Genomic DNA, 13,346 nt, shown 5'->3' on the forward strand with positions numbered 1-13,346 from the left:
TTTAAGTAAAACTAGACTAACCTAGCCATCCATCTGGATAATAGTACCTCGTGGACGATATATCCACCCTCATCTTCTTCGACTACCAGCTCAAGTCTTTCCAGGGCTTTTAGGGCCGTGCCAACGGTACTGGCAGCCCCCAACCCGTATTTCAGCAGAAAATCCTTACTTTGGGGGGAATGGAGAGGCTCTTCCTTGGCTATGGCCTTAAAAAGCCTCCATTGCGTCTTGGTGAGCATTTTAGCCATGCTGCCAAACATCGCCTGGTGTTGGTTCAAAATCTCATCCAGCACCAATATTATATCCCCATCACTGACTTTCACACAGTGTGAAAACAAAAAATTGCAGATGAGCTGAATGGTGTAAGTCTGCCCTCTAGCCCATTGGTAGATTGTTTCGATTTGTTCCAGGGATATTTCTTTAGACCTTGCCTCAAAATGCCCTTGGATAAAAGGCGCATATTTTTCAAATGGTATGGGGTCCAAAGCCAACAATTGGGCGCTATGGTAAAATGGCCGGTTCTTTTCAGCAAACATACTGACCATCATTTTTCTGTGGCTGCCGCTAAATATGAACCTAATGTCTGGAAACTGCTGCACCCATGTCCTAAAAACCGCCTCTGCATGCCCGTTTTCATAGTTTGACACTTGCTGAAACTCATCTATGGCCACAACGACCCTTTTTTTTCTTTCGCTTAAAAACTGGCCTAATGCCGATAAGGAATGTTCGGAAACAGCGGTGGAATTCACCTTGAAATTGATTTCAGGAACCCCCGTAAGTGCGTTAAACCCAACAGTCACGCCCAGAATGGAAAACAGCCTCTGGATGGTAGCTGAAATTCCGGTTTTAGTCTTCCCGTATTTTTCATAAAGGGCTTGTGTAAGTGTATTTATGGCCTCCTCTACACTCCTTGTGGCTAAGAAATCTACATATAAACACTCAAAATTACCCGACTCCAATTCATCAAAAAGGCGATAAATTAAGGCAGATTTACCCATTCTCCTCCATGAATAAAGCACAATATTACGGTCATTTTGGAGATGATCAAGCATTGTGGAAAGCTCCCCTTCCCGATCACAGAAGTATTTCTTGCCCCTGTAGGAGAGAAGAGGAAAAGGGTTAAATGGTTTTTTGCTCATTTCAAGCCTATTTTATATGATAATCCACATCTAAGCATCACGTAAAGTACGTCACGCAACTTACATCACGTACTTTACGTCACGTACTTTACGTCACGCATTTTACGTCACGTAAGTTACGTTATAATCTTAGGTTTTCCAATAGGCGAAGAATGTTGGTTATTTAGTATCTTTATCCAAAATTTGGACAATATGCGTTTTTTATATTTTGCTATTTGCTCGCTAATAACTCATTCCGCGGTAGCACAAACCACACTGTACGAGGCAAGTTCAGGCAATCAAACGGCCCCGTATCCTGAGATTATTGGCTTTTACGAGGCTCTTGCCGAGACACATGAGCACGTAAAATTATTGGAAAAAGGATTAACCGACAGTGGTTTTCCCTTGCATCTGGCAATTTACGACCAATCGGGGGCATTTGACTCAGCCACATGGAAATTGGAAGGCAAGAAGATTGTCTTTATAAATAACGGCATCCACCCTGGGGAGCCAGCTGGCATAGACGCCTCTATGATGTTGCTTCGGGATTTGGCCGAGAAAAAGTTTGCCCTCCGTGAGGACATTATTCTGGCCATTATTCCGGTATATAACATAGGGGGGCATCTCAACCGCAACTCCACTACCCGGGTAAACCAAAATGGACCAGAAGAGTACGGCTTTAGGGGAAACGCCAGAAATTATGACCTAAATAGGGATTTCATCAAAGCAGACACACGAAACGCGGCTTCCTTTCATGAGATTTTCCATTTTTTGAGTCCTTTAGTCTTCATCGACACCCATACCAGCAATGGGGCAGATTATCAGCATATCATGACGTTGATTCCTACCCAGCACGATCGCATGGCCGAGCCTTTGGGAAGCTATTTGAAAACCGAAATGATACCTTTCCTCTTTGAAAAAATGGAAGAGCGGGAATATCCATTGGTCCCCTATGTCAACGCCTGGGGTGGGCCACCGGAAAACGGCTGGGTCCAGTTTAAGGATGGCCCCAGGTATAGCAGCGGCTATGCATCGCTATTTCATACCTTGAGCTTTATGCCGGAAGCCCACATGCTGAAAAGTTACAAAGATAGAGTAGAAAGCATGTATGCCCTGCTTCAGGTTTTTCTTGAGAAGGTGGAAAAGGACGGAGACAAAATATTGGCTCTGCAGCGTGAGGCCAAGGAACAAACCCGGCAAAAACCAGATTTCGGCTTTAACCACATCCCAAATCGGGAAGAGTTTGAGTTGATCAAGTTTTTGGGATTTGAGTCTGGGACAAAGAAAAGCTTAATTTCCGGCCAGGACCGTCTATACTACGACCGAAGCAAACCCTTTGAAGCAGAAGTAAAGTACTACAATACTTACGAGCCCAGCTTGACTTTGAGCAAGCCACAGGCCTATATCATTCCCCAAGGTTGGCACAATGTGATCAGGCATCTAGAAAGAAACAAGGTGAGTTTAAAAGAAATAAAAGCCGACACTATGATGAAGGTGCAGGTTTACCACATAGAGGACTTTGAAACCTCCAAAAGGGCTTATGAGGGGCACTTCAATCACAGCAAAGTGAAGGTGTCCAAAGAGGAGGAAACAGTTTTGATAAAAAAAGGAGATATCTTACTTGAAATGAATCAAGAAAGCAATCGTTTTGTTATGGAGGTCCTTGAACCGCAAGCCGAGGACAGTTTCTTTTCTTGGAACTATTTCGACATGATCCTGCAGGCTAAGGAAGGATATTCGGCCTATGTTTTTGAAGACCTGGCCGCAACGTATTTGGACGACAACCCGGAGCTTAAAAATGAGCTGGAGGAGCTCAAGGCCAATGATCCGGAATTTGCCGATAATGGCGCGGCCCAGCTTAGATGGGTATTTGAGAATAGCCCTTGGAAGGAAAAAGCACACAACCGCTATCCTATATATAGAATAGAAAATTAAAGATATGAATAAACAGAAGACATCATCACCCTCTTTCCTTCAAAAACTTCAAGCCAAATGGGGTTTGGAAAGTATGTGGCAAGTGGTTTTGGTATTGTTGGTGTTTGCCGCTACTGGGACTACCATTATGGTGATCAAAAAGCCACTACTAGATTTGATGGGCATAGATATGAGCACCGGGGGCTTTTGGAAAAGCACCCTATATTTCCTGTTTGTGCTTCCCCTTTATCAGATTGTACTTCTATTTTACGGCTTCGTCTTCGGCCAGTTTTCATTCTTTTGGGAAAAGGAAAAAAAACTGGTAAGACTTTTCAGCAGGTCAAGAAAAAAGGTGGATAGTTAATCCACCTTCATTTTTTTCCAGCCCAGCAACATAAACAAGCCACCTGCAACGGCCACCCCAGTGGAGACCATCCCTGCGGCTACATTCCCATAAATCCAAAATCCGGTGGCAAACAGGGTACAGTACACCGTAATGCATCCTGCCAGCATCAGGCTGATTTCAAATGGTAGCTGCCCTTTTTCCGGTTGGATGTCAGGGTTTCTTTGCAGAAATTTTTTCCAACCATAAGCCGCAGGGTGTACCAATTTATAGAAACCTCTGAGCACCTGATCTTTTTCCGGCTTAGTCAATAGGGTAACCAAGATCCATGAAATACTTGTGATAGTTACACCCCAAAGCAGCTTTTCATGGCTCAACAGCGCTTCAAAGCCCAATTTTTCGTGATAAAGCTCAAAATAGATGGCCACCACGAATGAAACAACCATACCCGTGATCTCCGTGAAAGCATTGATCCTCCACCAAAACCATCTCAAAATAAAGATCAGTCCCGTCCCTGCTCCAATTTGAAGCAAGATCTCAAATGCCTGCAATGCGTTCTGAAGTTCAAGAGCCAAGAAAGCGGCGAATACCATCAAAAGCACGGTACTCAGTCGGCCCACCATCACCTGTTCCTTGTCAGATGCATCAGGTTTGATGAAGCGCACATAAAAATCATTTACCACATAGGAACTCCCCCAGTTGAGGTGGGTAGAAATGGTGGACATGAAGGCGGCGATTAGAGAAGCGAGCACTATGCCCAACAGGCCTACAGGCAAAAAGGTAAGCATGGCGGGATAGGCCAGGTCATCATTCAGCTTGTCATCCGGAAGGTGCGGGAAAGCCACCTTTAAATCACTTATTTCAGGAAATACTATTATCGAAGAAAGGGCGATAATTATCCACGGCCAAGGCCGGAGTGCATAATGGGCGATATTGAAAAACAAGGTGGCTCCAATTGCATTCTTTTCATCTTTGGCAGAAAGCATCCTTTGGGCAATGTAGCCCCCACCTCCCGGCTCAGCACCAGGATACCAAGTGGCCCACCACTGCACCGCAATGGGCACAATCAAAAGCGGGATCAGCGTAGTGGAATCGGAAAAATCCGGAAGCAGGTTAAGCTTATCCGAAACCTGTGGGTTGGAAAACAAGGCATCCAGGGAGCCTATTTCAGGTTGTTGCAAAATATACCAAGCCGCTCCAAATGATCCGGCGATGGATATAAAGAACTGAAAGAAATCTGTCAACAATACTCCCCTCAAACCACCCAAAGAGCTATAAAATACGGTTACAATGGAGGCAATCAACATGGTTTGGATAGGGGTGAGCCCCAGCATCACACCGCCTATCTTGATAGCCGCCAGAGATACAGTAGCCATAATAACAATGTTGAAAAACACTCCCAGGTAAAGCGCCCTGAAAGCCCTCAGAAAAGCAGCAGGCTTCCCGCCATAGCGAATTTCATAAAACTCCAAGTCAGTGGTTATTTTGGACCGTCTCCACAATTTGGCATAAACAAAGACTGTCAACATGCCGGTAAGCAGAAATGCCCACCAAACCCAGTTTCCTGACACCCCGTTTTTTCTTACAATATCGGTTACCAAGTTTGGAGTATCGGCAGAAAAGGTAGTGGCCACCATGGAAACCCCCAAAAGCCACCAGGGCATGTTTCTACCCGAAAGGAAAAACTCTTTGGCGTTTTTACCCGCCTGTCGGGAGGTAATCACGCCTATCAGCATGGACACAACAAAAAATGCGGCTATGATAGCCCAATCGATATTACTAATTAGCATAACAGCAGGTTAAATTAATCGGCTATATTATCATTTAAGCGCCAAACCTCAAAAGTTTACCTGCTTATATTATCAATTATATGACAAGTGGAAAATTACCAACTTCCTCCGGCACCGCCCCCTCCGAAGCTGCCGCCGCCAAAACCACCGAAGCCGCCACCCCCGCCAAAGGAGCCGCCTCCGAATGAGCCCCGACCGGATGAGAAATCCCCGTACTTGCCACGGCTTCTGCCTCCACCGAGCATATTCATCAACATCAAGGTGGTAAAGACATCCACCCCGCCTCCACGGCCACCCATGTGGTTGTTGTTGTCGCTTTTGTTTCTAATCATCGGAAGGATGACAAACAGAAATAGGAAGAACAAAAAGAAAAAGATTGCCCCTCCGGAATTACCTTGGCGCTGGGCACGGTCAGCTTGGTACTCTCCAGCTGCCAGCTTGATGATCATATCGGTGGCTTTGTCCAGTCCCTGATAGTAACCCTCCATTCTGAAATTTGGCACAATTACCTGGTCAACGATTCTGCGTGCCATCACATCGGGAATGGCACCCTCCAGCCCATAACCGGTAGCGATAAACACCTTTCGGTCTTCCATAGCTGCCAGAATCAAAACCCCGTTTTCCTTTTCCTTCGTACCTATGCCCCATCGGTCGCCCAACTGAAATGTATAATCGCTGATATCATAAGGCCCGATGGATTTGATGAGCACGATACTTACCTGGTTGCTGGTGCTGTCAGCATAGGCCACCAGCTTTTGTTCCAATCGATTGCGCTCAGAACTGGATAAAACCTCGGCAAAGTCATTTACCAGCCTGGGGGGAGATGGCACCGGAGGAAAATCACCCTCAGATTGGGCGAAGACATTTCCGAAAACCAAGAATAAGGAAAGCAATAGGAAGTATTTGGGAAATAAAGACATGTTTTATCCGAAAGAGATTTCATCAGGGAGCTCGTTGTCGTCCCCTTTTTGGTCATAAGGAAAATGCACCTGTAGTTGCTGGCCTGTCATTTCTATGCCTATACGCAAACCTTCAGTGTATTCCTTGTTTTTGAATTGGGCTAGCATGGCCTCCTTAATATCCTCCCAGAAATGTGGGGGAACCACCCGGTTGATCCCTGCATCACCAAGGATGGCAAATTTGTGATCCTCTACGGCCAGGTAAAATAGCACCGCGTTTCTGTATTGGGTTTTGTGCATCTTCAGCAATTCAAAAACCTCCGCAGCCCGATCCATCACATCTGCGGAGCAATGGTTCTCCAGATGGACCTGTATCTCACCGGAAGTGGTTCTTTCGGCCTGCTTTATCGCATCTATGATTATCTGTCTGTCCTGGGGGGAAAAGAGTTTTTCAGGCATAGTAAGTGAATTTAAAACTGTACCGTTGGAGCCTGCTCTGCACCTGCAGTGGCCTCAAAGTAGCCTTTGCGGTCAAATCCATACCATCCAGCAAATATGTTGTTGGGGAAAGTTCTCAATTCAGCATTGTAGCTTTGCACCGACTGGTTAAAGTTTCTTCGGGCTACGGCAATCCGGTTTTCAGTTCCCTCCAGTTGGGCCTGTAGGTCACGGAAGTTTTCATTGGCTTTGAGTTCCGGATATCTTTCCACACTTACCAAAAGACGGCTCAGCGCACCGCTCAATTGATCTTGGGCGCCTTGGAATTCGGCAATCTGTTCAGGAGTGAGGTTATCTGCATTCACATTTACAGAAGTGGCTCTGGCTCTAGCGTTGATTACCCCTTCGAGCGTCTCACGCTCAAAGTCAGCATATCCTCTCACCGTATTTACTAAATTGGGGATAAGATCCGCCCGGCGCTGATACTGGGTTTCCACTTCAGCCCATTGCCCGTTGATGGTTTCTTCTTTTTGTACAAACTGGTTGTAAACCCCAACGGCTTTGGTGTACATAAAAAGGCCAACTAAGGCCACCACAATAATCGGAATTAATGCTTTTTTCATATCAATGCTAAATTTCACTCAAATTTAGCAATAAACACGGAAGAAAGCCGATAGGGTTGCCTTTTTATGAGTTAATTGAGGGTTCGGTTACGGGGTCTTTGAGCGCCATGCTCTTCAGGAAAACCTTGAAAGTCGTGCCTTTTCCTAGCTCACTTTCCACGGTCAAATCACCGTCAAAAGCCCTGATTTGTTCTCTTACCAAATAAAGCCCCAGGCCCTTCCCATCGACATGGGAATGGAACCTTTGATAAAGTCCGAACAACCTGTCTCCATACCGCTCTAGGTCAAGCCCAATACCATTGTCAGAGAAAGCTATCACATGGAATTCACCCATTTTATATGATTCCACATGCAGGGCAGGCGGTCGCTCCGGGTGCTTGTACTTGATGGCATTGGTCAGGAAATTCAAGAAGAAATTTTCCAGATGCGAATAAACATAATTAATGTCAGGCGCTTCATTGAAATCTGTGGTGATTTTCACCCCAGATTCAACAATTTGCTGATAAAGGCTTCTTTCCACATTGTTGATAACATGCTGGAAGCTGAGATGCTCCACTTTTGGAACCTTCTGCTTCTTAATGGAAACCACCTCGATGAGATCCATGAGGGTGGCGCTGAGCAGTTCGGTGGAGATCTTCAGGTTCTCGATCACCTCTTTATTTTCAGGGTCAGCAGGATCTTCTTCATCGTAAAGATTCAGCAACGCCGAAATGTTGACAATCGGAGCCCTCAGATTATGGGAAACGATATATGCAAACCGTTGCAACTCTTCATTATGGGACTTTAAGTCTTTAATGAGCTTTTCCCTTTCCTTTTCGGATTTCTTGGATTCGGTGATGTTCTGGGTTACCAATAGTATCCGGTCAATTTCGCCGTCCGCATTGGTCAAGGGAACCCCACTTTTCAGATAATATTGGCCGCCATACGTGATTTCATACATCACCGTTTCACCATGGAGCACCGCATCCAAATGAGTTTTTGCCTCCACGGCTACCTCTGCTTCGTATTTGAGAAGATGAAAAGAACCGATCAGCTCCTTAGGGTTCATGCCCAGGTGCTGATATTCCTTTCCTTCGGTATAAATATACCTCAAGTCTTTATCCAGCACATCTACCGTTCCTTTCGGGAAGTTTTCGGCAATGCTTCGGTAAAGTTGCTCTGATTCTATAAGTTTTTTCTCCGCAGAGGTTCTTTCAGTGATGTCGTCAGCAAAAATCACATAATTGCTATCCCGATCATCCCCAAGGGTGACTACAGAAATTTTCAGCTCTCTATGTTCACCTTCCGGTATCGGCAGGTGGAAATAAGAGGAATAATTCTTTGACCTAGACGCCTTTGCGATCAGGCTCTTCAGCCTGATCAACTTATTTTTATCAATCAGCCTGATATCCAACAGTTGATCCTTGTTATCAATGTTGAAAATCTCCAGGGTTTTGGCATTGATCAGATTAATATTGAAATGGTTATCCACAGAGAAAATGGCATAATCGGCGCCATTCAGAATAGCCTGCTGCAGGTGGTTAGTGGTGACAAGCTCTTGCTCATACTTTACGCGCTGCATCTCCACTCCAATACGGTCACCAAGGATTTTGAGGATCTTGGAAATGTTCTCCTCATTCTCCATTGGCTTATCGTCCATAAAAGTCAATATCCCGATCTTGTTATCTTCTGCATCCAGAATCGAAATGGCCCCATAAGACACGATCTTAAGATCAGCCAGCATTTTATCCTTATAATATTCGTCAGCCACTCCATCCCTGATGATGACCGGATAGTGTTCTGCATGGTAAATCGCCGTGGAACAAGGCGTGTGTTCCAGTGGATAGTTGAAATTGGGCAATAATTGCCCAGCCTTGGCCACCGCCAGCGTGCGGATGTCACCTGACTTGGGCAAAAATTCCCCTATCATACAGTATCTGATACCCAGCCTTTGGGTGAGCAATTCGCAGAGCTTATTGAAAAACTCCGTCCCTTTGAGCTGGGCCGAAATGTCCGCTACCTTGTTTAATATATTCTGGATGAATTCCTGCTCAGTCAAATCTTCAATAGTGGCCAAAAGGATCTCACTGTTTTCAATGGATTTGACCGTGATTCTTACATAGTAGCCTATCTTATGGTAATAGGTCAAGTATGGGCCCTCATAAAAGCCTTCCCCGGTACGAAGGGCATCCTGAAACGCTTTATAAGCAGGTTTCCCATCCAAAATTTCACGCAGATCTTTTCCCACTAAAACATCCTCATTATCCAGTTTCAGCTTTTGAAGCAACCTTTTGTTCAGGCCCTGAATCTTCCCACCGGAATCAAACTGTATAATGGCCAATGGACTCTCCTCATATAGGGAGCGGTATTTTAAATAATTAAATTGAGCTTCCGTTTCTTTCTCCTTGGTATAGGTAATGTCAATGAAAAATCCCGCCCAAATGTATTCGTTTTCATACTGCTCTAGTTTGTTGGAAGCTCCATAAATCCACTTAGTCTGTCCGCTTGGAGTAATAATTCTGAAATGCGATTCGAATTTGGTCCCCGCCAAGAAAGATTCCTCATCAATTCTCAAAACTTCCTCCACATCCTCCGGGTGGATGAGTTCGATAAGGCTTTGTACAGAATCTGTGAAAACCGAAGCATCCACTTCAAAAAGCTGCTTGGACCCCTCACTCACAAACATAAACTGTCGGAATCCCCCCACGCCTCTTTTCAACATGTACACCATGCCTGGCACTACTCCGGTGAGCTCTTTGAGCTTGGACTTGTTGTCCAAAAGGTCCATCTCGGCCTGCTTAAGCTCAGAAATATCACGTATGGCTCCAAGGACAAACATTTTGCCCGTGGCAGATTGAAAAAACGGCTTGGCCAAATCATGAACATAAATATACTCCCCAGCCTTGTTTCTCATTCTGTAGACCACATCGAGGGTCTGCTCGAGATCAAGTTTTTCATCAAAACCTGTTATCAATGAACCACGATCATCGGGATGGATCAAATCAGACCAATCCAAAACTGAAAAATCCTTAAATTCGGCCTGAGTGTACCCTAATACTTTTTCAATAGCACCTGACCATCTGACTACCTTATTCCCGATTTCGTGCTCGTAATATATGGCCCCAGATTGCTGCTTGATCACCTGATCGTAAACCTCCTCATCCACGATATCCAGCTCATTGTCTGCCGAACCATAGCAAATGGAGATCATCCTGTGCCCATTTTGGAGCATTTCGGACTTTATAAACAATTGCTTGCTGAATATTTCAAACTTGGAATTGGCTTCAGATTGAAGGAAGCGCTCTAGATCATTGCTGTTCAAAAAATTGAACCTTTCCAAAAGGAAGTATTGAATCTCGCGGAGGGTGTTCAGCTTTTTCTTCAGCTGATTTTTCTCATAGCATATCACCTCCCCAGTAGGGGTAAGCAACCAGCTGAGGTGGATTTCCTTCGGTGCGGGTTGCTGAAATATCAGGATGTTGCACAGATAAGACTTGTCTTCCTGAGCAATCACGCAGCCTTCCAGCTGCGCAAAAGTAAACATGTATGGATTGAGGACAAATGGGGTGCAGATCTGAACCCCACTTCCTACTGTCGCAAACATTTTGGCAAAGAAGGGCCGGTCCAAAGTAGGCATGAGCCTCTCGAAAAAGGAATCCTGCATCTCTTTCTCACCCTCATTCAGAAATTTCTTAAGGGCTGTAGAAAGATATAGTAACTCAAAACGCTGATTTGGATGTTTTTTGAGAGTTAAAAGTATATTCTCAATATTTAAGTCGGCTTCTACCACCATTTTATCTAATCAATTACACAAGTAGTTTCCCAAAAATAGCCTATTTATCTTGACTTCAACAATTTATATTGAATATATTATTTTGTGGGAAATAGGCCATTTACTCTTTAAATCTGGCGCTCAAGCCTCAGGTCCTTTACCAAATTGACCTTGGCATCTTTAATGATCCGGTGCACCTCCACCTTGACCCTTCTGCCATCCCGGCTTCTCAACAATTCTGTGACATCGGGCAGGTTCCAAAACTCTACCGGAATGCCATTGACGGCCACTATTTCATCCCCCACCTTGAAGCCGCTCCTCTCCGCTGGGGAGTCGCTTCTGATCTGCTCAATAAAAAAGCGCTTTTCGGCTATCATCGGCATTCGGATCGTAAGCCCACTCATGTCAAACTCAAAAGGTTGCCGGTAAGCCCTGCCCCGCTTATAATAAAGCCTTTCCTGCGGATAATCATAGATGATGATTGCCCGGCTGAGCACATCCGAGCCCAAGCTGCCAAGCCTTCCCGTTTCAATAATGATATCCGAAAATTGCGTTTCATCAGGATAGGAAGTAATTATATCGTTGAACCTCAAGCGACCCACGGTCAGTTTTCTCACCCTCCCAACTTCGCCGGTCAGGTCCCCTCCTAAGCTTGTTCCGAGATCACTTTCCAAAGTCCTTTCCGGTAATACTATTTCCTCGGAGGTTTCTTGGTTCAAAAGCAGCCCATGATTTGCCCCAGTATCTATGAGCAGCTTGGCCTGCAGGGTAGGCCCAGGAGACTGCCTAATAATGCTGGTGACATAGGGCTTGCCATTCTCCAAGGTCATCTTCATTCTTTTGTAACCAAAGGGCTTCCTCCTGAATCTGTTTTCCCTGAAAAAAGTGAGGATATTGTTGTCGTAATCCACCCTTACCGGGTTAAGCTTGAAAAACTCATGCCCGATCACCCCATGAATGGGAATCCCCACCACTCTTTCCAGTTCCACAAAATCCTCATCCAAGACCAATAACGCTTGAACCCTGCCTACCACACCGTCCATTTGGATTTCATTATTGGGACTGATGGAGGCCGAGAGCACGGTTTTGCCATCGGCTCCCATGAGGTTGATCTTTCGGGAATAAAAAAGGTCAAGCTGATCGCCGATGGTTTTGCTGAAAAGCAGGTTGGACTTTACCCCGGTATCAATTAGGAAGTTTAATTTGGGTCCTCCATTGATAGAGGCAGGCAGGATGATCAGGTTGTTGTTGGAAATAAACTGCATTTCCACCCGGTTTTGCTCTTCTTCCATGAAAAACCCCGGCACCTGGCCAAAGCTTTCGAAGGCAAAAAACAATAGAAAAATGATGTATAAGAGTCTGGGTTTGATCATAATGGGTTTAATCCTGCCCATTAATATATAAATATTTTTTGTCTTCCCATTCCTAAAGCCTAATTCCCATGCAAGTTTTAGTCGATTATTTAGAATGATAGCAAATAACAGCATATTAAAACCTCCTGGTTTGAAAAAATTGAAAAATCCTGCATCTTTATTGATTATTACAATTTCTTATGGCAGAAAAGTCGGTTTTAGAAAAGGCAAAGAAGATTTTTGAAAATTTCCTCAGCAGGCAGGGGAGCCGCAAAACACCGGAAAGGTTTTCGGTGATCGATGAGCTATACGCCCTACCGCAGGATGAACACATAGACGTCGAAGGGCTGTTCCTTTTGATGAGAAACAAGGGCTACTCCATCAGTAGAGCCACTATATACAATACCCTCGACCTGCTGGTGGAATGTGGCCTGGCGGTTAAGCATCAGTTCAAAGACAAAGTGGCCCTCTACGAGCAGGCCCTTACTTACAAGCACCATGACCACCATGTCTGCAATCAATGCCGGAAGATCCGTGAGTTTTCTGACGAAAGGATCAACCTGATCAAGGAAGCCATGGGAAAAGAATTCCAATCGGCCATTTCCAGCCATTCCCTGGTTCTCTATGGGGACTGCCAGATTCCGGATTGTGAAAACCTAAAGCTCGGCTAACGGAAAAGCCGCCTATAGATAGGCTTACGGTACAAAAACTGCAAATACATGGCTGGATAAAGCAACAGGGTAAGGGGAAAAACCTTACCCTCAAAAGTGATGTTATCCACAATTTCCGTTTTTCCGTTTTTGCTCAAAAGCAGGTGCTGATGTTTCCAGGATTTTAGAAAAAACGGAAGCTTATTGCCCTCATCGATAAAGAAAAAGGTTTCCTTTCCTTCATAAGAGCGGGTAACTTTTCCTTTCCACTGCTGTTTGAAAAACCCAAAGTTCAACTCCATCTCAAACTGGTCCTCCAAATCGATCCCGTCAAAGCGCTTGATGGACACTTTTGGAAACGGGGGGCTTAATTTTTCCAGAAGGCTACTGTTAAACTGGGACTTTACCTTGCCCAAGTCCTGATTTACCAAAGTTTTGAAGCTGATTCTCATGGGATATAAAGTCAAA

General features: G+C 44.9%; 11 protein-coding genes. 3 read left to right on the forward strand and 8 right to left on the reverse strand.

Annotated elements, in window-relative coordinates; genetic code table 11:
* Positions 1-11: 11 nt before the first annotated feature.
* Positions 12-1,139 (reverse strand): AAA family ATPase, encoded by a 1,128-nt coding sequence (locus KIH41_RS12360; RefSeq protein ID WP_214162573.1) that lies wholly within the window; start codon positions 1,137-1,139, stop codon positions 12-14.
* A 192-nt stretch (positions 1,140-1,331) separates the two neighbouring features.
* Between KIH41_RS12360 and KIH41_RS12365 the strand changes: the two genes are divergently transcribed.
* Together KIH41_RS12365 and KIH41_RS12370 are read left to right on the forward strand one after the other, a co-directional pair.
* A complete protein-coding gene (locus tag KIH41_RS12365) occupies positions 1,332-3,053 on the forward strand; it encodes a M14 family metallopeptidase (RefSeq protein WP_214162574.1) in 1,722 nt (573 codons plus the stop codon).
* Positions 3,054-3,057: 4 nt separating this feature from the next.
* Positions 3,058-3,396, forward strand: a complete 339-nt coding sequence (locus KIH41_RS12370; RefSeq protein ID WP_213944401.1) for a DUF6787 family protein — start codon at positions 3,058-3,060, stop codon at positions 3,394-3,396.
* Here the strand turns inward: KIH41_RS12370 and KIH41_RS12375 are convergent.
* The 6 genes from KIH41_RS12375 to KIH41_RS12400 form a co-directional block, all read right to left on the reverse strand.
* Positions 3,393-5,165, reverse strand: coding sequence for a sodium:solute symporter family protein (locus tag KIH41_RS12375; RefSeq protein ID WP_214162575.1), 1,773 nt, complete (start codon positions 5,163-5,165; stop codon positions 3,393-3,395). The two genes, KIH41_RS12370 and KIH41_RS12375, sit on opposite strands and share 4 nt — an antisense overlap.
* Before the next feature lie 95 nt (positions 5,166-5,260).
* Positions 5,261-6,085 carry a TPM domain-containing protein gene (locus tag KIH41_RS12380; RefSeq protein ID WP_213944399.1) on the reverse strand — a complete coding sequence of 275 codons (825 nt, stop codon included), beginning with the start codon at positions 6,083-6,085 and terminating at the stop codon, positions 5,261-5,263.
* Between the two features lie 3 nt (positions 6,086-6,088).
* On the reverse strand, positions 6,089-6,523 hold the full coding sequence (locus KIH41_RS12385) for a TPM domain-containing protein (RefSeq protein WP_213944398.1): 435 nt from the start codon (positions 6,521-6,523) through the stop codon (positions 6,089-6,091).
* Positions 6,524-6,534: 11 nt separating this feature from the next.
* Positions 6,535-7,125 carry a LemA family protein gene (locus KIH41_RS12390; RefSeq protein WP_213944397.1) on the reverse strand — a complete coding sequence of 197 codons (591 nt, stop codon included), beginning with the start codon at positions 7,123-7,125 and terminating at the stop codon, positions 6,535-6,537.
* Between the two features lie 64 nt (positions 7,126-7,189).
* The gene (locus KIH41_RS12395) at positions 7,190-10,897 is read right to left on the reverse strand and encodes a PAS domain-containing sensor histidine kinase (protein WP_214162576.1); all 3,708 of its coding nucleotides are present in this window, start codon (positions 10,895-10,897) and stop codon (positions 7,190-7,192) included.
* Positions 10,898-11,004: 107 nt separating this feature from the next.
* Positions 11,005-12,249, reverse strand: a complete 1,245-nt coding sequence (locus tag KIH41_RS12400; protein ID WP_214162577.1) for an aspartyl protease family protein — start codon at positions 12,247-12,249, stop codon at positions 11,005-11,007.
* Positions 12,250-12,428: 179 nt separating this feature from the next.
* Here KIH41_RS12400 and KIH41_RS12405 point away from each other — a divergent pair, with 179 nt between their 5' ends.
* Positions 12,429-12,899, forward strand: a complete 471-nt coding sequence (locus tag KIH41_RS12405; protein ID WP_213944394.1) for a Fur family transcriptional regulator — start codon at positions 12,429-12,431, stop codon at positions 12,897-12,899.
* Here KIH41_RS12405 and KIH41_RS12410 read toward each other — a convergent pair.
* Positions 12,896-13,330 (reverse strand): SRPBCC family protein, encoded by a 435-nt coding sequence (locus KIH41_RS12410; RefSeq protein ID WP_214162578.1) that lies wholly within the window; start codon positions 13,328-13,330, stop codon positions 12,896-12,898. The genes KIH41_RS12405 and KIH41_RS12410 overlap by 4 nt on opposite strands.
* Between the last annotated feature and the right edge of the window lie 16 nt (positions 13,331-13,346).

Origin of the sequence: Litoribacter ruber, assembly GCF_018500185.1 — a bacterium.
Lineage (GTDB): Bacteria > Bacteroidota > Bacteroidia > Cytophagales > Cyclobacteriaceae > Litoribacter > Litoribacter ruber.

Coding starts and splice junctions, on each gene's coding strand:
- KIH41_RS12390 (WP_213944397.1), bottom strand. CDS start 7,125: ATGAAAAAAGCATTAATTCCGATTATTGTGGTGGCCTTAGTTGGCCTT.
- KIH41_RS12410 (WP_214162578.1), bottom strand. CDS start 13,330: ATGAGAATCAGCTTCAAAACTTTGGTAAATCAGGACTTGGGCAAGGTA.
- KIH41_RS12400 (WP_214162577.1), bottom strand. CDS start 12,249: ATGATCAAACCCAGACTCTTATACATCATTTTTCTATTGTTTTTTGCC.
- KIH41_RS12360 (WP_214162573.1), bottom strand. CDS start 1,139: ATGAGCAAAAAACCATTTAACCCTTTTCCTCTTCTCTCCTACAGGGGC.
- KIH41_RS12385 (WP_213944398.1), bottom strand. CDS start 6,523: ATGCCTGAAAAACTCTTTTCCCCCCAGGACAGACAGATAATCATAGAT.
- KIH41_RS12370 (WP_213944401.1), top strand. CDS start 3,058: ATGAATAAACAGAAGACATCATCACCCTCTTTCCTTCAAAAACTTCAA.
- KIH41_RS12395 (WP_214162576.1), bottom strand. CDS start 10,897: ATGGTGGTAGAAGCCGACTTAAATATTGAGAATATACTTTTAACTCTC.
- KIH41_RS12380 (WP_213944399.1), bottom strand. CDS start 6,085: ATGTCTTTATTTCCCAAATACTTCCTATTGCTTTCCTTATTCTTGGTT.
- KIH41_RS12375 (WP_214162575.1), bottom strand. CDS start 5,165: ATGCTAATTAGTAATATCGATTGGGCTATCATAGCCGCATTTTTTGTT.
- KIH41_RS12365 (WP_214162574.1), top strand. CDS start 1,332: ATGCGTTTTTTATATTTTGCTATTTGCTCGCTAATAACTCATTCCGCG.
- KIH41_RS12405 (WP_213944394.1), top strand. CDS start 12,429: ATGGCAGAAAAGTCGGTTTTAGAAAAGGCAAAGAAGATTTTTGAAAAT.